The sequence below is a fragment of the Gammaproteobacteria bacterium genome, from assembly GCA_027296625.1.
In the GTDB taxonomy this organism is placed as follows: Bacteria; Pseudomonadota; Gammaproteobacteria; order JAKEHO01; family JAKEHO01; genus JAKEHO01.
Window position 1 is genome coordinate 1 of record JAPUIX010000038.1, and the last position, 20,571, is coordinate 20,571.

Here is a 20,571-nt window from a genome sequence, read left to right on the forward strand (position 1 = left end):
CCGGAGCGGGGTTTGCATACTTGGCCGTGCTATTGGGCGTGTTCGTAACAGCACTGTATACGTTCAGACTGTTTTTCTTGGTTTTCCATGGTCGGGAACGTTATGACGCAGAATTTCGTAAACACATTCATGAATCGCCAGGCGTGGTGGTGGCCCCGATGATCATGTTGGCTATCCCATCACTTATCATCGGCTGGTTCCTCGTTGGCCCCATGCTGTTTGAGGGATACCTCGGAAATTCAATTGTGGTATTGCCACAGTACGACGTCTTGGCGCAAATGGGCGAGACGTACCATGGTCCGTGGGCGCTCTTATTGCACGGTGTTGCTGCGCCACCGTTCATCTTCGCGCTTTTGGGTATTGCTGTGGCGTGGTATTGCTACATCAAGCGTCCGGACATTCCGAAACTCATCGCGGAGCGGACCAGGATCCTTTATGACGCCCTTGTTCGCAAGTACGGCTTTGATGAATTTTACGAGTTTTTCTTGGCTGGCGGTGCGCGCAATATCGGTAACGTGTTATGGCGTGTGGGTGACGTCATGTTGATTGACGGATTGGCTGTCAATGGGTCGGCGCAAGCTGTCGGCTGGTTCTCCAGCATCGTGCGGCAGATCCAATCCGGCTTCTTATATCGCTATGCGTTTGCGATGATCATCGGTTTGCTGTTGTTGCTTGTGATATTCGTCGATCGGATCCTATAGGCAGCAGACACCGAATGTTTTCCAATGTACCCCTGCTAAGCTTGGTTATCTGGACGCCCATTCTCGGCGGCGTCTGGGCGTTACTCGCTGGGGAAGAACAAAAACATACCGCGAAGTTACTTGGTCTTGTCGTGTCCCTGGCTACATTTGCCCTCTGTATCCCACTCTATATTGGATTCGATACCAGTACCCATGAAATGCAATTTGTGGAGTACGCGCCGTGGATCACGACATTTAACATCAACTACCACTTGGGTATAGATGGTATTTCTTTACTGTTAATCCTGCTCACGGCATTTACGACGGTGTTCGCCATGCTCGCTGGGTGGGAGGCGATTGATTACAGGATCTCGCAATACATGGCGGCGTTTCTGATCCTAGAAGGCCTCATGAACGGTGTCTTCGCTTCACTCGATTCGATCCTTTTTTATGTATATTGGGAGGCGATGCTGATCCCGATGTTTCTCATTATTGGCATTTGGGGTGGCCCACGTCGTGTCTATGCCACCATCAAGTTCTTTTTATACACATTTCTCGGCTCCGTATTCATGTTGGTGGCACTCTTGTATCTCTATTTCCAAGCCGGCACCTTTGAGATTTTAGCGCTGTATGATCTGCCACTGGATCTAACCACGCAGAAACTCTTATTTATCGCTTTTCTGTTGGCCTTTGCCGTGAAGGTGCCGATGTGGCCCGTACACACCTGGTTGCCAGACGCCCATGTCGAGGCCCCAACCGGCGGGTCGGTCATTCTGGCCGCCATCATGTTGAAGATGGGCGCTTATGGATTCCTGCGATTTAGCCTGCCGATTGTTCCGGCCGGCAGCGAAGCATTCGACTGGTTGATGATCAGCTTGTCTTTGATTGCGATCGTCTATATTGGCTTCGTCGCCTTAGTCCAGCAAGACATGAAAAAATTGATCGCCTATTCGTCAATTGCGCATATGGGTTTTGTCACCCTTGGCTTTTTTATTGTTTTCCAGATCATTGACAATACGGGATCAGTCGAGAATGCAACGATGGGTATGGAGGGAGGGCTCATGCAGATGATCTCGCATGGATTCATCTCTGGCGCCCTGTTCCTTTGTGTCGGCGTTATGTATGACCGACTACACAGCCGCGAGATCAAAGACTATGGCGGTGTAGTGAATACCATGCCGCGTTTCGCCGCCTTTATGATGTTGTTTGCTATGGCGAACGCGGCTTTGCCCGGTACGTCAGGCTTTGTCGGCGAGTTTCTTGTCATCCTGAGCAGCTTCGAGGCGAATATCTGGTATGCGGTACTAGCCGCAACCATGCTGGTGTTGGGGGCTGCATACACGTTGTGGATGTATAAACGTGTCATCTTCGGTGATGTCACCAGCGATGCTGTAGCAAAACTTAAGGATCTCAACGTTCGAGAGACGTTTATCTTGGGCGCTGTCGCTACCGCTGTGCTGCTATTTGGCGTCTGGCCGGCACCACTTTTTGATGTGATGGGGCCTACGATTGAACACCTGCTGCAACACATCGCGCAGTCCAAGGGAGTATAGGTGCATTGGACGTCATTCTAGACTTCGTGCCCGCAGCTCCTGAGATCTTCGTGCTCACCATGGCATGCGTAGTGCTCATTGTGGAGGCTTACCATAATCAACCGTCGCATGCGTTGGTATATTGGTTGGCGCAAGGCACGCTGGTGGGTGCTGCCCTGCTCACCATTTACCTGCGTCCAGAGCACACCGTTCTTGCGTTTAATGATGTTTTTGTGAGCGATCCGATGAGCGCTGTCCTCAAGATTTTCGTTTTCCTGGTGACATTCGTGGTGTTTCTGTACTCACGTGACTATTTGAGAGAACACGATCTTCCTAAGGGAGAATACTTTGTCTTGGGTCTGTTCGCGGTCTTGGGGATGATGGTGCTCATTTCAGCACATAATCTCCTGACGATCTATCTTGGCCTTGAATTGTTATCGTTATCGCTGTATGCCATGGTGGCACTGGATAGAGATTCAGGAACCGCGTCTGAGGCCGCCATGAAATACTTTGTACTCAGCGCGCTGGCGTCGGGCATGCTGCTCTACGGCATCTCTATTCTTTATGGGGTCACAGGGGATCTCGACTTGGCCGGCGTGTCTTCAACCATCAGCGAGCATACCGAGCCGAATGTCCTACTGGTATTTGGCCTGGTCTTCGTGATTGTGGGCATAGCCTTTAAGCTTGGGGCTGTTCCCTTCCATATGTGGATACCCGACGTCTATGAGGGTGCGCCCACCTCTGTCACGCTATTTATTAGCACGGCACCCAAGCTTGCCGCATTTGCCATGGCTATCCGCCTGCTCGTGGACGGTCTCGGCGGCTTGATCGGCAGTTGGCAAGATATGCTCATTATTCTTGCGTTTTTGTCCATGGCAGCGGGAAACATCATTGCCATTGCCCAATCCAATATCAAGCGCATGCTAGCGTACTCGACTATTGGACACATTGGTTTTCTCTTGCTTGGCATTCTTTCGGGTACGGTAGCCGGTTATGCAAGTTCCATGTTTTACGTCATTGTTTATGCTGTAATGACCACGGCTGCGTTTGGCATGGTTATCCTTTTAAGTAGAAGGGGTTTTGAATCCGATCGCTTGGACGACTTCAAGGGTCTTGCTCAGCAGAGTCCGTGGTATGCCTTTATTATGCTGATCGTGATGTTTTCCTTGGCTGGCATGCCTCCGTTTGTTGGCTTCTGGGCTAAATGGTTCGTTTTAAAAGAGGTTATTGACGCCGGGATCGTTTGGCTCGCTGCATTTGCAGTGCTATTCGCTGTCATTGGGGCCTTTTACTATCTGCGCATTGTTAAGTTGATGTACTTTGATAGGACGGACGAGAGTCGTTCGATTACTTCATCGCGTGAAATGCGAGTTGTTATTAGCGTAAACGGCCTTGCCATCCTTGCGCTTGGGCTTGCACCAGGATCGCTGATGTCCTTGTGCGTTGCGGCGCTGGGCGCATGAGATTAATGTCTACTCATATTGCTGCCTGGGTACTTGTCCTCGTTGCTTTTTTTGCCGCGAATATTCCGTGGGTTAGTGATCGATTTCTGTTTTTCTTCAAGCCTGCGGGGAAAGGAAAGCGGGCATGGATGCGCCTCTTAGAATGGTTATTGCTGTATTTTCTGGTGGGCCTATTTGCGTTGGGGCTTGAAAAGAAGGTGATAGGCGAATTGCATTTGCAGGATTGGGAGTTTTATGCCGTGACATTTTTCCTTTTCCTGGTGTTTGCTTTTCCTGGATTTATCTACCGGCATGACCTGAAAAAACATTTAGATCGTCGTTAGTTGAGAAAACAGTCCGTAACTTCTCAGTTAACAGTTGAACTTCACCTGTCGCAGATGATCGAGCCCAGCCGCTGTCCGCATTGAACTACCGTCCCAGGCTGACAGTGGCGTAACCACTCAACACATCCAGGCGTGTGTAGAAGAATTACCGTCGAGCCCATATTAAACCGACCCATTTCTGCACCCCGTTTAAGCGCAATGGGCCCTCCAGGCAATTCATCGGAATTCCAGATTGTGATCCGACGGCGCCAGCGGGGAGTGATGCGTCCTGCCCAAGTCGTCTCAACACTGCCTACGAATAAAGCACCTACGAGAATAACGGCAGTTGGCCCCGCTTGTGTGTCAAATATGGAAATAACACGTTCGTTGCGCGCGAACAGTCCATTGACGATTGCCATCGTTCGCGGATTAACGGCGAAAAGGCGCCCGGGAACGTACACCATTTTAGTCAGTTGACCATCTATTGGCATATGAATTCTGTGGTAATTCTTAGGCGGCAGATAAAGCGTCGCGAAGGCACCGTCAGAAAATAAGCGTGCGAGGGATGTATCCCCCCCAAGCAGTGCCCCGAGGCTATAGGTATGGCCCTTCGCCTGGAACAACTGACCGTCCTTTACGTAACCAACCTGACTAAACGTTCCATCGATTGGGCTGGTAATGGCATCTTCGTCGTTGCAGATAGAACGCGTCCCATTACGCAGCGCCCGCGTGAAGAAGCTATTAAAATCTGGATACGCAAGCGGACTACCGTGCTCTGCAATACTCATGTCGACACCATAGCGGCGAATAAACCATCTGATTAACCAGTTTTTCCATGGCCGGAGTTTCAGGCGTGTCGCGAAATACACTAAGCGTGATGCGAGATGCTGAGGCAAGATATATTGTGGCAGCGTCAAGAGGTAGTCTCCGAGACTGGGAGACGGGTCCTCCGCTGGCTGGGCTGCTCGATTACGCGCCGACAAAGTGATCAATACTTATGTTGATATGGGTCATGGGCCAAGGCGGTACGCACTATTACTGTCAGGGCGTAGGTTGAACCGTCTTCGAATTGGAGCTCAAGTTCTACCGTTGCCCCGGCGCGTAGTGGTCCTTTCGGGCCGATGAGCATCAAATGATAATCCCCGGGTGAGAATACCATGCGGCTCAATGGCGAGAGGGTAATCACTTTCTGCGGATGCATTCGTGCAATCCCGTTTTCCATTCCGGTTCGGTGAATCTCAATTCGTTCAAAGGAAGGGCTGTCTGCGCCGATAAGTTTTAGTGTTGTATTTGTTTGATTTTCGATGTCGAGATAGGCAGCCAGTACAGTGGCCGTCGGCGGGCCTTCACGTATCCAGGCATCATGCACCTTGATGGCAGTCTCTGCCACTGAGCTTGAACTTATGCAACTCAACAATGCGCCAAAGAACATAGTTAGAAAACGTGTGGGCAAGATCATGTTTGACTTTCGACAAAATCGCGGATATCGATAAACCGGGTAGCCATCTGTTTGGCATCATGCGGTGGAGAAAAGATCGCAACCAGACGTCCTAAAGGATCGATGAGAAATACAGCTGCCGTATGATCTACCAAGTAGTTCTCGGAATCATCTGGCTCGGTTCGCAGATATAGGATACCCAGTTGCCGAGTCAACCCAGAAAGCTCTTGCTCATTTCCGCTCAGGCCTAAAAACGCTGCATTAAAATAGTTAACATAATTTCCAAGCTGCTCCGGGGTATCCCGCTCGGGATCGACGGATACGAATATAAATTGCAAATCGCCGCTCGAAGAGGGGTGTTCGATAAGCTCGTTATGGACCGAATCGAACACAGCAAGGGTAATGGGGCATATGTCCGGACAATGAGTATATCCAAAGAACACAAATGACCACGTGCCTTTTAGTTTTTCCAGATCGAAACGGCTGCCACGTTGGTCGATGAGGGTGAACGGGGTGAGCAATTTTGGCTGGGGCCACAGTAGTCCTTTGATACCCGGCGGCTCTGAAATCCTTAAAACGTTGCTCTGCATGGATAAAAAAAGCCCTAGCCCGAGTCCTAGCGCGACCAGGCCTCCAAGAAAAGTCACTATGATGATCGAACGCTGACTTATCACGGCGCGATTATACCTGATCCGATCCACGTTGCCTTGGCGCATGTGCGTGGCTGATCACCGGTTACGGAATTAAGGTTGTAACTGTTTGATCGATGTGGCACCTTCTACCCACAATATTAAATTTTTAGTAATATGGCGAGAATAATGTCCCAGTCCGTCCCTGAAAAGCTTGGTAAATACGAGGTCACTAAACAGATTGGCCGCGGCAATATGGGCGTCGTGTATCTCGGGCACGACCCCTTCGCTGACCGCCCTGTTGCAGTCAAGGTTGCGGTTTCAGACAAGCTAAAAAACAAAGCGGCACGGGCACGCTTCCGGAAAATGTTCTTGAATGAAGCGCATATTACCGGGTTGCTTAAGAATCCGAATATTGTTGCAGTTTACGATGCGGGCGTGGAGGGGGATATTTGCTATTTGGTAATGGAATACATACCTGGCGGCATCACTTTGAAGACCTATTGCCAGCCAGACAACCTGCTTCCCATCGAAAAAGTTGTTGAAATAATATTCAAATGTGCAAAGTCACTTGATTATGCACACCGAGAGGGCGTAGTCCATCGCGATATTAAACCTACCAACATTCTGGTGACCGAAGACCATGACGTGAAAATTAGCGATTTCAGCGTTGCACACATTGTCACGCCGGATATGTCAAATACGATGCCTATGGGATTTGTCGGCTCGCCCCGATACATGTCGCCGGAGCACGTTCAAGAGGATTACATCACGAATCAGAGCGACCTATTCTCGTTAGGTATTGTGATGTATGAAATGCTGACCGGCCAGCATCCGTTCGCTGCCGAGACCTTCTCTCAGCTTATTCATAGGATTATCAATGAGGATCCCGTGCCGATGAAGGTTCATCGGGCTGACATTCCGGACGTACTGGAGCAAATCGTCAGCCATGCGTTAGAGAAGAATCCTGAGAAGCGTTATAAGATGGGGTTAAATCTAGCAGCAGATCTTAGCTTAGTGTTTGATCAGCTTGAGTATCCAAGGGCAGAAATTCCTGAATCTGAAAAAATTAATATCATTCGGCAACTTGATTTCTTCCAACAATTCCCGGAGGCTGAAATCCGGGAGATTGTAAAGGCTAGTTCGTGGCATGAACACGAACCAGGGGACAAGATTATTAAAGCTGGAGAAATCGAGGACTCGTTCTATATCATTGCCTCAGGCGAGGTTGAAGTTAGGAAAGGGCGCAAGTGTATTAGCACTCTGAAAGGAGGGGATTGCTTTGGTGAGATGGCGTACATCACCAGGAGCAAGCGTACAGCCACCATTATTGCTAAGAGCTATGTGACTTTAATGAAGATTAACGCAACACTCATTGAACAGGTATCAATTGACTGCCAGTTGCGGTTTAGCAAAGTCTTTCTTCGCACCTTAGTTGAACGACTGGCCGAGACAACGGAGATGGTTGGCCGCGAAGCGTAGTGTAAATACCGATTTCGGTTTGTGAGCTAACTTTTAGACCGGTTCAGCGGTACGTTTGTAATGGGCGATTAGTCCTTTGGTTGAAGTGTCATGAGGCCCAGTACTTCCGGCGCCCTGTATCTCTTTCAATATCCCGCTAGCCAGTTGCTTAGTTCCTTGTATCGGGCGTTATCCGATTCTTGGAATAGTCCAGCAAAAGACCCTCAAATGTGACAGAGAATCGCTGGAAACGATCAGAATCTTCCCTGAAGAGATCGCGCATGTGCAGGTCTGCGATGTGGCGGTAGTGGCTTTCTAAGGCGTTCCAGGTGCGGGACGATGGGTGTTTTTTCGATGTTGGGTTAATGATTGTCCGTTGCTCCTGTCCCAGGGTGTGCGTGCACCCGCTTCTATCAATTTATTATCATGAAATTAGGCGCATGTCAGGATCAGCAAGGGCCCAATCAGGAGACCGCCTGAGGGTACCGAAGAAGCTGGATTAAGGCTAATTTGTGCTCGCGCGCGCGACGAAGTGCTGGTAAATGGCCACCAGTTCCTCAGGCTGGAAGCCGACGATGACGATTTCCTGTCCAGGATAGATCAAGTCCGGGTTTCTTCCCATGCGCCCTTGGTCAACGTTATAGACGTAAGACTCCCGGGTTTTTCTATCGATTGAACGCCCAAGAAACGAACTGGATTTATCGGGTAATCTTTCATCAGCATCCTGCGGAATTTCCACCTGATAAGTACTGATATCCGCGCCGCGTCGAATAGCGATTCCTCTTGCAAAATTATTGACCAGCGCGTGATGCAAAATTCCCCACATCCCCTGATCATCCGAATTGCTCACACTACGGACGTAGAATATGGTGTTCCCGTCGACGAGTGGCTCGCCCATTAGCAGTTCGCCAACCGTGGTTGTCTCTAAGCGATACGGCTTTCGAATAATCTTGATCTCAGGCTGAGCCATTAATAACTCGTCACTTCTCAGCTCTCCAACAGTGGTGACCTCAAGGGTTTCAACTTTTTTAACTATGCTAATTGGGGCATCAGGCGTGTCTGCATAGTCTTCTAAAACCTCTCTGACAGTAGTTTCTTTAATTTTGCCGTCTTTTAATATCTTTATTGGCTGATCCAGATCAGCGCCAGCCTCTGCCGCTAGCTGTTCAGGCGAACTGATTTCGATCTGTTCGGTTTCTCTAATGACTGTTATAGGTGTATCTGCTGTTAAGGAAGGATCTGCTGCGATTTCTGCTGGTACCACGACCTCAACGCTTTCTCTGGGAAACATAGATATCGGCTGATCCTGGGTTACGAAGTCATCCGCGCTTTGGGCGGCAAGAGGGGTTGTATTTTCTTCCGTAATTTCTTGGATGTATTCTTTTGCTTCTTTTTCCAGAGTCAGATCGATGCCTGAAGGCCGCCTCAGGTCGTGGGAACGGTCTTTCACCGTCCGTCCCGGTCTATCGAGCGCCGACTGATAACTGTCATGAGACCAAGGGAAGGGAGCGTCGCGGTAAACGTAGACTAAGCCCGAGACTACCACCACGATAAGAACAACGGCGATTACAGTATTGGTCGATTGCATATCAGATCAGACCGAGAAACTGCGAGAAACGCCTCAACTTCATATAAATCATGTAATCTCTACGAAACTGAGATGTTTTCAGGCCCAAAATGCAATGCCGCCCAGAACTCCTTGTTGAGATGACGTCAAACTCAACCCGCGATGTAGTTCTCGAGTTGCTGGATCATAAATTCCTTTTCAGAAATAATATTTTTCACGACATCCATGACAGACAGTACGCCAATTGGTTTTCCATTTTCCGTGACAGGAAGGTGCCGGACATGGTTTGTGGACATTAAAACCATACATTCTTCGATGGTTTGGTCCGCACTAACATCAACAACTTTCTCCGTCATGATTTCCCTTACTTGGGTGGTACGCGATGAACGATTGTTTAAGACGATTTTTCTTGTGTAATCACGTTCGGAAATGATGCCTACTAACTTGCCTGCTTCCATAACTAGTAATGCACCGACTTGGTTGTCTGACATCAATTTAATGGCTTCAAAGACCGTAGCGTCAGGCGAGATGTAACAGATCTGGTAGCCTTTCAGCTCCAATAGCTGGCGTGCTGTCGTCATCATGGCCCTCCTCCGTTGCTCGGATTCAGCGGGTAAACCAAAAAGGGGAAGGTTCTTTATTATTGGAACCCGGAAATCCAATGGATAGTTTGGCACCGTTAAACGGTGATCACAACCAGTGGGTTGGGTACCACGTGCAGTGCCGAACAAAGCGATATTTTGCTGCGTTTTGTACTAGCGAGTCCTACTTAAATAGTGGTGATCCGCATCGGCCCCGTATCGCCCTGGCATGAACCGCTGGCTTCCCTGCGTGGCCGTAGTAAACTGTTATATTTAGCGTATTTACAGTAATATGGTTATAAAGAGGGTCAACAGCCCGCGCATTTGGGGGAACTGTCTTAACAAACAGTGCGCCTGGGCGGGAAGCCCATCAGACTGCATCTAGCCAGATAGTGATGGAAGAACCGGTACCAACAAGACTCGGTAAGTATGAGGTCGCCGAGGAATTAAACCGCGGCAGCATGGGGATCGTGTATCTCGGGTATGACCCTTATGCAGACCGACCCGTCGCCATTAAGGTCGCACTGTCAGAATCACTCAATGACAAGGAATCAGGTGCCCAGTATCGCAAAATGTTCTTCAATGAGGCCCATACAGCTGGGATGCTGACACATCCGAATATCATTAGCGTTCAAGACGCTGGCGTTGATGGGGAGCACTGTTACATCATTATGGAATATGTAGTTGGTGGGGCTACTTTGAAGCCCTATTGCAAGCAGGATAATCTCTTTCCCATAGAAAAAGTTGTGGAGATCATTTTCAAATGCGCCAAGGCACTGGACTATGCGCACCGGGAAGGTGTAATCCACCGCGATATCAAGCCATCTAACATCCTATTTACTGACGATGAAGACGTGAAGATTGGCGATTTCAGCATCGCACACATTACAAAAACTGACGTCACACAGACAATGCCCATCGGTATGGTAGGTTCACCGCGCTATATGTCACCTGAGCAGCTTAAGGAGGATTATATTAGTAACCGGACGGATTTGTTCTCGCTTGGGATTGTGATGTACGAGTTGCTGACGGGAAAGCATCCTTTTCAAGCCGACAAGTTTTCGCGGCTGGTCCATAAGATCCTCAATGAAGAAGCGCCACCGATGAAAAACTTTCGCGCCGACATTCCGGAAGTGCTTCAGAAGATTGTTCAAAAGACGATGCAGAAAGATCCGGATGATCGCTACCAGATGGGCTTGGAGTTGGCGAGCGACTTAAGCAAAGCATTCAAACATCTGGAAGGTCCGAAAGAAGACGTTTCTGCCCAGGAAAAATTTAACGCTCTCAAACAGCTCGATTTTTTCCAAGGGTTTCAGGATACTGAGATTTGGGAGATTCTTCGAGCCAGCGAGTGGCAAGACTACAAACACGGGGAGGAGGTCATCCTAGAAGGGGATATTGACGACTCGTTTTATATCATCGTATTTGGCACCGTTGCTGTAATGAAGGGCGACAAACGCATCAGAACCCTAAGCGACGGCGACTGTTTTGGTGAGATGGGCTATCTCACCAAAAGTAAGCGTACGGCGACCATCGCTGCTGAAGGGGAAGCATCATTGTTAAAGGTCAAGTCTACCGTGATCTCCCAGGTCTCTCTCGATTGCCAATTGCGCTTCCTCAAGGTATTTCTGAGGACACTGATTCAGCGTTTATCTGTTACTACCCAGAAGGTTTCCCAGACCAGCTTATAGTGCGCCTTTGCAGAGCTTATGTACTTGCTGGTGCTTCAAGGTAAGCCAGCAAACCAATAAACGCCGGGTACGGCTCCACGACCAGAAACGTAGGGATGGCGTTGAGATATGATCGGTAACGGCCCTTTTCAATGAAACGCTCACGAAACCGAGAGTGTTGAAGTGCATCGGGCATCGTGGGCAATATTCCACCCGCTAAATATATCCCGCCACGCGCACCAAGCGTTAGCGCGAGGTTCCCCGCGACGGTCCCCAGCATAGCGAAGTACATACTAAGCGCGTTCACTGCAACGGAGTCTTTTTCGTGAATCGCCCGCTGGGATATTTCCTCAGAAGAGCCGGATTGGGCCTCTTGGCCTGTGATCTGGGCCAATGTTTTGTACAGCTCAGCGAGACCAGGTCCTGAAAGGATACGTTCTGCTGAGGCATGACCGAATCGTTCGCGTACTCGATCAAGTACCCGGCTTTCCTCCTCTGTTGCCGCTGCCAAGGTGACATGTCCGCCCTCGGCCAGTAGAGGGGCCCAGCCGTCACCGCATGGGATGAGGCCTGATACGCCAAGCCCCGTCCCGGGTCCGATCACACCGATGGGTGCCCTAGCTCGCCCAGCCCCTGCTCCAATTTGTATCGTGTCCCCAGGTCCCATTCGAGGGATAGCCAACGCAATGGCCGTGAAGTCGTTGATACAGTAAAGCGCGTCCAGTCCCAGCTGCTTGCAAAGCCTGGATAAGGAGAATTCCCAACCGCAGTTAGTCATCCGAATCTTGTCGCCGTCGACCGGGCTTGCTACAGCAAAGGCACCCGTCTGTGGGCGTTCTGCATCAGGCAGTTGCTGTAAGAATGATTCGACCAGTGACGCAAGATCTGGGAAACGCGCATTGTCGAATGTTTCTGTATGGGCAAAGCCCTTGGGGACTCGTGCCAATGTTAATCGCGTGTGGGTCCCGCCAATGTCGGCGAGGAGGCGGGGGGCGGTACCTGCAGGCTGCATTAATCTTCAAGAAACTCTTTTTAGCTTTCGGTGAGTTTCCAAGAGGCCCCTAAGGAAGCCGTCGCGCCATGCATTAATGTCGTTTTTGCGCAGGATCGTCATCATGTGTTGCCAGCGTTCGGTGCGCTCGTTCAGTGGCATGGAGATTGCGTATTGCATGCCTTCAGCGATGCCATCAATGTCGTATGGGTTAACGAACACCGCGGAATCGAGCTCCTGAGCCGCGCCGGCAAGTTGTGACAAGAGCAGCACACCAGGATCGTCGGGATCTTGGGCTGCAATAAACTCCTTGGCGACTAGGTTCATACCGTCTCTTAGGGGTGTGACGACACCAACGTGGCCGATTGATAAAAAGCCCATGACGGAAGCACGTGAAAAGCCTTTATTAATATGACGAATGGGGGTCCAGTCGTATTCGGCGAAACGCCCATTAATTTGACCTACCACTGTGGCTAGCGATCGGCGGATTTCCTTGTATTCGGGGACGTCAGTTCGTGAAGGCGCTGCGATCTGCATGAATACCACCTTGCCCTGGTTGTCCGGGTAACATTCCAGCAGCCGTCCGAATGCCTGAAACCGTTCCGTAAGGCCCTTACTATAGTCCAATCGATCGACCCCGATGAACAATTGACGGCCACCTAGACTGTCTCGCAATTTCTGGGTCTTTTTTGCCTGCCGGCCTTTGGCTGCCATTGCCACGACCTCATCCACGTCGATCCCAATTGGAAAAACATCGGCACGTAAGTGCCGGCCCCAAGCTGTTATCATTTCGCCTCTTTGCGCCTTTCGGCCGATTGCATGCTCAATAGAATCAACGAAGGAACGACGATCATAAGTGGTCTGAAATCCGACCAGATCGTATGCGCACAGATATCTGAGCAAGCGCTCGTAAACCGGTAACGCCCGTAAGACATCAAGGGGCGGAAACGGGATATGTAAGAAGAAGCCGATTGGCTGGGTGACGCCCGCCATACGCAGTGCATTGCCTAGCGGTATCAAATGATAGTCGTGAATCCATAAAATATCATTTGGCTCTAATAAGGGTAGAAGCTTACGGGCGAAGAGCTTATTGACACGCTCGTATCCAACAAAATCCTCACGTCGATATTTAACAAGGTTTAAGCGGTAGTGGAACAGCGGCCAAAGCATGCGGTTCGAAAAACCCATGTAATACTGTTCATAATCCTGAGAAGAAAGGGGGATGGTCGCAAAGGTTACTCCGTTCTGCTGCACCAAGCTGACTTCGGCTGATACAGGATCCATTACTGTGCCATCCCAGCCAAACCACAATCCCGCACTTTCATTCAAGGCTGAGATAATACCTACGGCCAACCCACCTAAAGCAGTCGTATTGTTCTTCGGAACGGCAACCCGGTTGGAAACTACAATAACTCGGCTCAAAACGCTTCCCTCCAGGGCTTGCTCAGGCGCATAGCAGAATCGATCAAGCCCACCATGCTGTACGTTTGGGGAAAATTGCCCCAAAGTTCTCCCGTTGTCGGGTCGATATCCTCAGACAGCAATCCAAGATGATTACGGCAGGCCAGCATGTTCTCAAATAAACTACGCGCCTCGTCCGTTCTATCCAGCGCGGCGAGTGCGTTGATGTACCAGAAAGTACATGCGGTAAAGGCATTTTCTGGTTTGCCGAAGTCATCTTCGCCTGCATAGCGCAGAAGGAGGTTGCCGCGCCGTAGTTGCCGTTCAATAGCAGACACCGTGCCGGCGAATCGCGGGTCGTCAGCCGCTAAAAAACCGAATTCATTCAGGAGCAGCAGGCTCGCATCCAAGTCTTTCCCCCCGAAATCTTGCACAAACGTTTTTTGTTTCGAATCCCATGCGTTTTCACAGATCACTTTATGAATGGTGTCTGCATGGCCCCGCCAGTAACTTACCCGGTTTTCGAGCCTAAGGTGTTTAGCGATTTTTGCCAGTTGGTCACAGGCGACCCAGCACATTACACTTGAAAAAGTATGTACACGGGTTTCGTTGCGGAGTTCCCAAAGACCCGAATCGGGTTTGTTGTATACAGTTACTGCAATCTCTCCGAGTGGTTCCAATCGTTCGAACAGCGCCGCGTCGCCGGGGCGATTCATGCGTTGATCAAAGAATACGTGTGTGGTTGCGGCGATGGCGGAACCGTAAACATCATTCTGAATTTGTTGGAATGCTTGATTGCCGGTCCGCACGGGGCCCATTCCGCGGTAACCGGGAAGTGTTTCAACGATTTTTTCTTCAAGGTCGGATCTGCCGTTGATTCGCAGTACCGGACGCAGTTGATGGTTATGAGAAACTAAGGCGATATTAATGATGTAGTGAAGATAACCTTCCAGTGTTTTGGTTGCCCCAAGACGATTGAGCGTGCTCACCACAAAATGGCCATCCCGAATCCAACAGTAGCGGTAATCCCAATTTCGGCCACTATTTCCTGCTTCAGGGATGGATGTCGTCATCGCAGCGATAATCGCCCCGGTATCCTCGAAGGCGTTAAGTTTAAGTGTGATGGCTGCACGGATCACCGTTTCCTGCCATTCGTAGGGGATCCCTAAATAACGGACCCATTCTCGCCAGTAGGCGTGTGTTTTCTCAAAAAACTCACGGCCAACATCAGTAACAGATTCGTACAAGGTTTCATCCGGTCCAAGCACGAGTGTGATCGTGTCATCAAGGACAAATGGAATTTCATCCAGGATTGCTGTAACGGATGCATCTGTGGTAAGTCGCAATACGAGATCAGGTGCAATATAACGAATGTGATTACTTCCATGAGTCGTAGTTGGCCGGGCAGCGCCGTAATCGTGTGCCGGGCGCAGCTGGATGCGAATCCGTGTGTTGCCAGTAAGAGGTTTAATTTGTCTCACAAGCGTTACAGGACGAAAAGTCCGCCCAAACTGCTTAAAGCGCGGCGCGAAATCCGTAATCTGTATGGCACCGCCACGGCTGTCGTAAAGTTTTGTTATCAGGATCGCTGTGTTGGTGAGGTAATACTGCTCTGAACGCTGATAGTCCAACAGATCGATTGCATACATGCCATGGTCTTTTGCCTCCTTGGTGTCCATCAGCAGTGAACAGAATACGGGATCGCTATCAAAGCGGGGCATGCACGCCCATACTACCTCGCCCTGTTGGTTGATTAAGGCGCCATAACTGCCGTTGCCTACTAGCCCAAGATTTAGATTACTCAAGGTCTCTCCAAGCCTCCGATCCCTCTGCTGCTCTGGCCACAACGTGCACCATCACGGCCGCTGTGCGCGTTGGTGTTGACTTGATATGGATATCAATGACGGTCGAACTCTCCCCATTACAGAATATTCAGTTATCGGGCGTGAATGCTCAGTTGGGCTTCTCAAGGTCCAATTTTCTGCCTGCAGGAAGGGCGTCATCATAGAGGGCTGTAGGCCATGGCGGTGCATATATTATGCAACTAATGACCGGTATGAGGGAAACATGAACGATCTCAATGGGTAGCAATCGAGTTTCGGTGTGGCCGCGAGATCTGCCGTGGCCTCTATTCAGGTAGAACCGGGGGTCGGCTCGGCGCTAGGGTAGCGACCCAGAAAGTTGGGTTAGTCGGCCGTTGTCACCGGCGCTTCGGATCGGTAGAAGGATGGAAAATCTACCGCAGCGCCAGCGGTGTTTGTGCTGTTGGCTTGTCGCCCGCCCGCAGCCCCAGCCGTGTCTGAAACAAGACGAAGGGTTCCTTGGAGATAACATCATCGTTGCGGATATAGAACCAGCTACCCTGATATTGAACGGCCAGATAGGCGTTATCCGGCCGGCTACTGGAGGATTCTATGCGCTATTGGCGTACGCATGTCGCTGAAAAGATCCAGGAAGTTTTGGCGCAGTACACGCCGCGAGTTCCAGTCGATGCCGAGTCGCTGGCTGATCATTTCCTGGTGACATTCGAGGGGGCTTTTATCTTCTCTAAAACACTGGATGAGCCTAAGCTTGTTGCCCATCAACTTGAGCATGTTCGTAATTACCTGGAAACGCTGTTTATAAAAGAAGCCGCCTGATACTAACAATCACCAGCGCAGAACGCCTGACAGCTAAAGTCGAACATAGGCGGGATCGGTACTAATAGTGACTCGTATTATGGCGCCCTGACCAGGATTCGAACCTGGGACCTTCCGCTTAGGAGGCGGATGCTCTATCCACTGAGCTACCAGGGCGATTTGAAGGCCGCCGAATGCCGATTTCCGAAAGGGATAGAGGAGCCGAGAGAAAGCACTCAGCTCCCGTCCGTATGCAAGGACCAGCCGGGACGACCGTTACAGGCCGTTTATTTTACACCTACAAACAAGATTAGTACGAATAGTACGTACAGTGACAGGAGCGTGATTGCCACACCCCAAACTCGCAGGTTTCTGCGGACGTACTGTTCGAAACTCGAATGGGAAATCTCCATGGGTTCAAGCCACTTGCGACTTGATTCCCAGCGGTTCGCCGGCGTGCTAAGTCTGTGCAGCATGAGCTGATTAAACAGGGCCATGGCGCCCACAATGAGCGCCAGAATTGCGCCTAATAATATAAAAACGACGAGACTTAGCCACAAAACGTCCCAGGCGGCGATGGCAAGGGTGAAGCCTGAGAAGGTGTTAGCAAGCAATTGTCCTCCCTGCTCAGGATTCAAGTTGACTACAAGTAGACCAATCTGGACCAATATATAGATCGCCGCAAGCATCAAAATTGCCCCGGCGATACGTGGATATTTCAGTGATAGTGAATCAGTCTCAATCGACGTGTCGAAGGGCTGCGCGACTCTGCGTAGCGATATCCACCGGTCAGTATGAGATGTCAGTGCTTGCAGCTGTTCCGGTGAGATGACCATGATCACGCCGACAACGACTGAAAATACATTACCGAAGACGAGCAACCAGACAAGCCAGTTGACGTAGTTTTGTAAGAGGATGACATCAGTTAAATGTCCTTGCACGGCAAAGCCCCCCGAATGCCTTTTGTAATCTATGCCTAGTTTCATGCAAAAAGTCAACCATTAGTATGCAATTAGCGAAAAAAATTCGTGTGATTTCTGCTATTTCTGTGTGCCCCTTATGTTGCGGTTGCGGCGCTGTCCCAGGGACCGGGGCATCGTAAGCAATGGCCTGCAGAATCAGTTTTAGCTATGGCAAAGGAGTGCCGGGTTTAAGCGTGGCTTGCACGAATCACGCACTCGCAAGAAAGCGCGAACGTGCAGGTATTATTAACGGGATCAACGTTTATTATTGGGGGGTGGTGAAATTGGTGGAGCCGATGGGAGTCGAACCCACGACCTTCGCATTGCGAACGCGACGCTCTCCCAACTGAGCTACGGCCCCGTGGAAACGATTGTATATCATTGTATCTTGCTCGTGAAAAACTCGCTACCTTATGTGCTGTTGAACATGTTTCGCAGGCTATAGCGGCACTATGCGAATGGCAACCAACAAATTCCCCACGACAAATTGCGGGTGGGGAGGCGAATAGAGCGACATTCCTAATCTTATGGTCAGGTTATCGATCGTCATTCCGACCCTAAACCAGGCAGGTGAAGTCCGGAAAAGTTTGTCCAGCCTGCAGCGCTTGCGTGCACAGCACCATGAAGTCATTGTCGTTGATGGCGGTAGTGATGATCGCACACAAGAACTGGCACGATCGCTGGCCGACTACGTGATTCAGAGTGCACGTGGTCGAAGTCGCCAGATGAATGCGGGTGCAGCGCTCGCAAGTGGCGAGATCTTAATCTTTCTTCATGCGGACACCCAGTTGCCTGAGGGAGTGGATCGCTATCTGTCCTCAGCAATGGTGAGGTCTGGTCGTGATTGGGGGCGCTTCGATGTCCGCCTTTCCGGAAGTCATAGGCTCTTTCGTTTGATTGAATGGCTGATGAATCTACGGTCGCGGGTGACTGGGATCGCTACTGGTGATCAGGCGATATTCATTCGTCGCGATCTATTTAGTGAGATTGGGGGGTTTCCGGAGATTGATTTGATGGAGGACATCGCTATCAGCCGTGCACTGAAACACCACGGCCCACCGCTCTGCCTTAAAGCCTGCGTCGTCGCCTCTAGTCGACGCTGGGAGCAGTACGGTATCTTCCGCACCGTCGTTAAGATGTGGTACCTTCGAATGGCTTATATGTTGGGGGCTGATCCATCGAAACTTTCGCAACAATATGACCGTGTGTAACCCGCTAGCTCCGCGGTCATCGTCAGGGTCACTTGCTGCGGTATCGCCTGCCAAAATACGATCTTTGTGCTGTGGATTTCTGCCCAGGTTTCACAACGACAGCGTCAGTATGGATGAATTGCACGATGCCCGTATCTAGTTTAACCTTCGGCAGCCTAAGCCTATTTTGTCTCAGACGGCGATCCATGGAGAGGTGTCCGAGCGGTCGAAGGAGCACGCCTGGAAAGTGTGTGTACGTTTTAAAAGCGTACCGTGGGTTCGAATCCCACCCTCTCCGCCATTGTTCACATGAGGCGCTTGTATCAGTTTTGGCGGTGGCCTGCACCGGTTGTTTACCCGCGTCGCGACGTTGGAAACTCCGTCAGGCCCGGGAGGGAGCAGCGGTAACAGCGGATGCGAATGCCGGGCGTATGGCCGGTGTGGGCTGCCGCCTCCGTGCCTTGAGATCATGACGGCTCCAAGAGAATCCATGAGCTACAAAGTGCTTGCGCGCAAATGGCGCCCGCGCCGGTTTGAAGAAATGGTTGGTCAGGAGCATGTATTGCGCGCACTCACCAATGCGTTAGATAGCGACCGGTTGCATCATGCCTATTTATTTACTGGCACGCGCGGCGTTGGTAAAACTACGCTCGGTCGTATCCTTGCTAAGGCACTAAACTGCGAGCAGGGCGTCAGTTCAAAGCCATGTGGGCAGTGCACCGCTTGTACTCAGATCGATGAGGGGCGCTTTATTGATTTGATTGAGGTGGATGCGGCGTCTCGTACCAAAGTGGACGAGACAAGAGAGTTGCTGGACAACGTCCCGTATGCGCCATCGGTTGGGCGATATAAGGTGTATCTTATCGACGAGGTGCACATGTTTTCAAACCACAGTTTTAATGCGCTCCTCAAAACGCTGGAGGAACCTCCGCCACACGTCATATTTTTGCTGGTGACGACCAATCCTAAGAAAATCCCTGTCACGATCTTATCTCGTTGCCTCCAGTTTAATCTAAAGCGCCTGACATCCAATCAGATCGGGAAACAACTTACGCACATTTTGGAACAGGAAGAGATCGAAAGTGACCGAGTGTCCAGACGCTTGATCGCCGGTGCAGCCGACGGCAGCCTTCGGGACGCTTTGAGCTTACTTGATCAAGCTATCGCTTTTTGCGGCGGCGAACTTAAGGAGGCTGATGTCAGGGCGATGCTTGGGACGATTGACAAGGGTGATGTGCTCGCGCTCATGCAGGCGTTGGTAAAACATGACGCGCGGAACGTGCTTGAACGGATTGATCAGATAGCGGAACAAAATCCGGATTTTGATGCGGTCATTGCGGAGTTATTGTCGCTATTACAGCGTATTGCAATTTATCAGGTGGTTCCGCAGGCGGCGGACGAAACGATGGATGACTATGAGCCACTCATGACTATGGCGAAACAAGCGGAACTGGAGGAGATTCAGCTTTACTACCAGATCGGTCTTGTCGGTCGTCGCGATTTGCCGCTTGCTCCTGATCTTCGAGCGGGTTTTGAGATGATCATGCTAAGGATGCTGGCGTTCACGCTTGGGCAATCAGGGCAAGGATCGGATGTTTCTGATGAAGAATCGAAATCCGTGGCACCGAGAACTTTTGGTAGTCAACAAGTGTTGGCGACGCCAAGTAAAGTGCCCGGTGCTTCGGATTCCGACGACGAGTGGAGTCTGCTGATTGATGAGATGGGACTGACCGGTTTAGTAAGGGAGCTAGCCGGCAATTGCGTGTTGAAAGAAAGGGAAAGCGATAAGTTTAAACTGGTTTTGCCACCGGGGTATCAACATCTTCTTAACCACAATATTGAAGGGCGCCTCCAGGATGCGATAAAGGAACGATTTGGTGAACATGCGCGCCTCGTTATCGCGGTGACTGAACCCAATGCAGAAACGCCTGTCGAGCTTAAAGTGCGTAAGGGTAACGAAATACAGCGGAATGCTGAACGTGCTATCGAGGAGGATTCAATTGTTAAGGCGCTCGAAGAGACCTTCAGTGCCGAAGTGGATAAAGGTTCAATAAGGCCAGTGTAGACAAAGAGTATGCATACCAGG

General features: G+C 50.5%; 18 protein-coding genes, 3 tRNA genes, 1 other RNA gene and 1 pseudogene. 11 read left to right on the forward strand and 12 right to left on the reverse strand.

Annotated features, from left to right (window positions below; all coding sequences use genetic code 11):
- The 4 genes from O6944_01975 to O6944_01990 form a co-directional block, all read left to right on the forward strand.
- A partial coding sequence (locus tag O6944_01975; GenBank protein MCZ6717911.1) for an NADH-quinone oxidoreductase subunit L occupies positions 1-701 on the forward strand: 701 nt, incomplete at its 5' end.
- 14 nt (positions 702-715) lie between these two features.
- Complete coding sequence (locus tag O6944_01980) at positions 716-2,233, forward strand: NADH-quinone oxidoreductase subunit M (protein MCZ6717912.1); 1,518 nt, start codon at positions 716-718, stop codon at positions 2,231-2,233.
- A gap of 5 nt (positions 2,234-2,238) precedes the next feature.
- Positions 2,239-3,675 carry an NADH-quinone oxidoreductase subunit NuoN gene (nuoN, locus tag O6944_01985; GenBank protein ID MCZ6717913.1) on the forward strand — a complete coding sequence of 479 codons (1,437 nt, stop codon included), beginning with the start codon at positions 2,239-2,241 and terminating at the stop codon, positions 3,673-3,675.
- Complete coding sequence (locus O6944_01990; GenBank protein ID MCZ6717914.1) at positions 3,672-3,998, forward strand: DUF2818 family protein; 327 nt, start codon at positions 3,672-3,674, stop codon at positions 3,996-3,998. The genes nuoN and O6944_01990 overlap by 4 nt, the downstream gene beginning before the upstream one ends.
- Before the next feature lie 41 nt (positions 3,999-4,039).
- On the opposite strand, the gene asd is transcribed toward O6944_01990, so the two are convergent.
- The 3 genes from asd to O6944_02005 are packed head-to-tail and all read right to left on the reverse strand — an operon-like array spanning position 4,040 to position 6,089.
- Positions 4,040-4,960, reverse strand: coding sequence for an archaetidylserine decarboxylase (gene asd / locus O6944_01995; GenBank protein MCZ6717915.1), 921 nt, complete (start codon positions 4,958-4,960; stop codon positions 4,040-4,042).
- A 5-nt stretch (positions 4,961-4,965) separates the two neighbouring features.
- Complete coding sequence (locus tag O6944_02000; GenBank protein ID MCZ6717916.1) at positions 4,966-5,436, reverse strand: copper chaperone PCu(A)C; 471 nt, start codon at positions 5,434-5,436, stop codon at positions 4,966-4,968.
- Positions 5,433-6,089, reverse strand: coding sequence for an SCO family protein (locus O6944_02005; protein ID MCZ6717917.1), 657 nt, complete (start codon positions 6,087-6,089; stop codon positions 5,433-5,435). The genes O6944_02000 and O6944_02005 overlap by 4 nt, the downstream gene beginning before the upstream one ends.
- 144 nt (positions 6,090-6,233) lie before the next feature.
- Between O6944_02005 and O6944_02010 the strand changes: the two genes are divergently transcribed.
- On the forward strand, positions 6,234-7,526 hold the full coding sequence (locus tag O6944_02010) for a serine/threonine-protein kinase (GenBank protein MCZ6717918.1): 1,293 nt from the start codon (positions 6,234-6,236) through the stop codon (positions 7,524-7,526).
- A gap of 157 nt (positions 7,527-7,683) precedes the next feature.
- Here O6944_02010 and O6944_02015 read toward each other — a convergent pair.
- The 3 genes and pseudogenes from O6944_02015 to O6944_02025 form a co-directional block, all read right to left on the reverse strand.
- Positions 7,684-7,872 (reverse strand): annotated as a pseudogene (locus O6944_02015) (hypothetical protein).
- Between the two features lie 138 nt (positions 7,873-8,010).
- On the reverse strand, positions 8,011-8,955 hold the full coding sequence (locus O6944_02020) for a hypothetical protein (protein MCZ6717919.1): 945 nt from the start codon (positions 8,953-8,955) through the stop codon (positions 8,011-8,013).
- Positions 8,956-9,224: 269 nt separating this feature from the next.
- Complete coding sequence (locus O6944_02025; protein MCZ6717920.1) at positions 9,225-9,653, reverse strand: CBS domain-containing protein; 429 nt, start codon at positions 9,651-9,653, stop codon at positions 9,225-9,227.
- A 395-nt stretch (positions 9,654-10,048) separates the two neighbouring features.
- On the opposite strand from O6944_02025, the gene O6944_02030 reads away from it, so the two are divergent.
- On the forward strand, positions 10,049-11,344 hold the full coding sequence (locus O6944_02030; GenBank protein MCZ6717921.1) for a serine/threonine-protein kinase: 1,296 nt from the start codon (positions 10,049-10,051) through the stop codon (positions 11,342-11,344).
- Positions 11,345-11,360: 16 nt separating this feature from the next.
- On the opposite strand, the gene glk is transcribed toward O6944_02030, so the two are convergent.
- From glk to O6944_02045, 3 genes are read right to left on the reverse strand one after another with little or no spacing between them, the layout of a single operon-like run.
- Positions 11,361-12,335 carry a glucokinase gene (gene glk / locus O6944_02035; protein MCZ6717922.1) on the reverse strand — a complete coding sequence of 325 codons (975 nt, stop codon included), beginning with the start codon at positions 12,333-12,335 and terminating at the stop codon, positions 11,361-11,363.
- Between the two features lie 6 nt (positions 12,336-12,341).
- A complete protein-coding gene (otsA, locus tag O6944_02040; protein ID MCZ6717923.1) occupies positions 12,342-13,736 on the reverse strand; it encodes an alpha,alpha-trehalose-phosphate synthase (UDP-forming) in 1,395 nt (464 codons plus the stop codon).
- Positions 13,733-15,520, reverse strand: coding sequence for a glycoside hydrolase family 15 protein (locus tag O6944_02045; protein MCZ6717924.1), 1,788 nt, complete (start codon positions 15,518-15,520; stop codon positions 13,733-13,735). The genes otsA and O6944_02045 overlap by 4 nt, the downstream gene beginning before the upstream one ends.
- Positions 15,521-16,129: 609 nt before the next feature.
- Between O6944_02045 and O6944_02050 the strand changes: the two genes are divergently transcribed.
- Positions 16,130-16,354 (forward strand): hypothetical protein, encoded by a 225-nt coding sequence (locus O6944_02050; GenBank protein MCZ6717925.1) that lies wholly within the window; start codon positions 16,130-16,132, stop codon positions 16,352-16,354.
- An 80-nt stretch (positions 16,355-16,434) separates the two neighbouring features.
- Here O6944_02050 and O6944_02055 read toward each other — a convergent pair.
- The 3 genes from O6944_02055 to O6944_02065 all read right to left on the reverse strand — a co-directional run bounded on the left by O6944_02055 (position 16,435) and on the right by O6944_02065 (position 17,656).
- Positions 16,435-16,510: transfer RNA gene (locus tag O6944_02055), tRNA-Arg, on the reverse strand.
- 110 nt (positions 16,511-16,620) lie between these two features.
- Positions 16,621-17,319 (reverse strand): hypothetical protein, encoded by a 699-nt coding sequence (locus tag O6944_02060; GenBank protein MCZ6717926.1) that lies wholly within the window; start codon positions 17,317-17,319, stop codon positions 16,621-16,623.
- 261 nt (positions 17,320-17,580) lie between these two features.
- Positions 17,581-17,656 (reverse strand) — tRNA-Ala (locus O6944_02065).
- A gap of 166 nt (positions 17,657-17,822) precedes the next feature.
- Here O6944_02065 and O6944_02070 point away from each other — a divergent pair.
- From O6944_02070 to dnaX, 4 genes are all read left to right on the forward strand, one after another.
- On the forward strand, positions 17,823-18,506 hold the full coding sequence (locus O6944_02070; protein MCZ6717927.1) for a TIGR04283 family arsenosugar biosynthesis glycosyltransferase: 684 nt from the start codon (positions 17,823-17,825) through the stop codon (positions 18,504-18,506).
- A gap of 187 nt (positions 18,507-18,693) precedes the next feature.
- A tRNA-Ser gene (locus O6944_02075) sits at positions 18,694-18,786 on the forward strand.
- 45 nt (positions 18,787-18,831) lie between these two features.
- An RNA gene (ffs, locus tag O6944_02080) (signal recognition particle sRNA small type) lies at positions 18,832-18,929 on the forward strand.
- A 25-nt stretch (positions 18,930-18,954) separates the two neighbouring features.
- Positions 18,955-20,550, forward strand: coding sequence for a DNA polymerase III subunit gamma/tau (gene dnaX, locus O6944_02085; protein MCZ6717928.1), 1,596 nt, complete (start codon positions 18,955-18,957; stop codon positions 20,548-20,550).
- The last annotated feature ends 21 nt before the right edge of the window (positions 20,551-20,571 follow it).

Excerpts from the sequence above, each read along its gene's own strand:
- O6944_02060 (MCZ6717926.1), bottom strand. The coding sequence starts at position 17,319 with ATGAAACTAGGCATAGATTACAAAAGGCATTCGGGGGGCTTTGCCGTG.
- O6944_02025 (MCZ6717920.1), bottom strand. The coding sequence starts at position 9,653 with ATGACGACAGCACGCCAGCTATTGGAGCTGAAAGGCTACCAGATCTGT.
- O6944_02030 (MCZ6717921.1), top strand. The coding sequence starts at position 10,049 with ATGGAAGAACCGGTACCAACAAGACTCGGTAAGTATGAGGTCGCCGAG.
- O6944_02000 (MCZ6717916.1), bottom strand. The coding sequence starts at position 5,436 with ATGATCTTGCCCACACGTTTTCTAACTATGTTCTTTGGCGCATTGTTG.
- dnaX (MCZ6717928.1), top strand. The coding sequence starts at position 18,955 with ATGACGGCTCCAAGAGAATCCATGAGCTACAAAGTGCTTGCGCGCAAA.
- O6944_02010 (MCZ6717918.1), top strand. The coding sequence starts at position 6,234 with ATGTCCCAGTCCGTCCCTGAAAAGCTTGGTAAATACGAGGTCACTAAA.
- glk (MCZ6717922.1), bottom strand. The coding sequence starts at position 12,335 with ATGCAGCCTGCAGGTACCGCCCCCCGCCTCCTCGCCGACATTGGCGGG.
- O6944_01980 (MCZ6717912.1), top strand. The coding sequence starts at position 716 with ATGTTTTCCAATGTACCCCTGCTAAGCTTGGTTATCTGGACGCCCATT.
- O6944_01990 (MCZ6717914.1), top strand. The coding sequence starts at position 3,672 with ATGAGATTAATGTCTACTCATATTGCTGCCTGGGTACTTGTCCTCGTT.
- O6944_02050 (MCZ6717925.1), top strand. The coding sequence starts at position 16,130 with ATGCGCTATTGGCGTACGCATGTCGCTGAAAAGATCCAGGAAGTTTTG.
- O6944_02070 (MCZ6717927.1), top strand. The coding sequence starts at position 17,823 with ATGGTCAGGTTATCGATCGTCATTCCGACCCTAAACCAGGCAGGTGAA.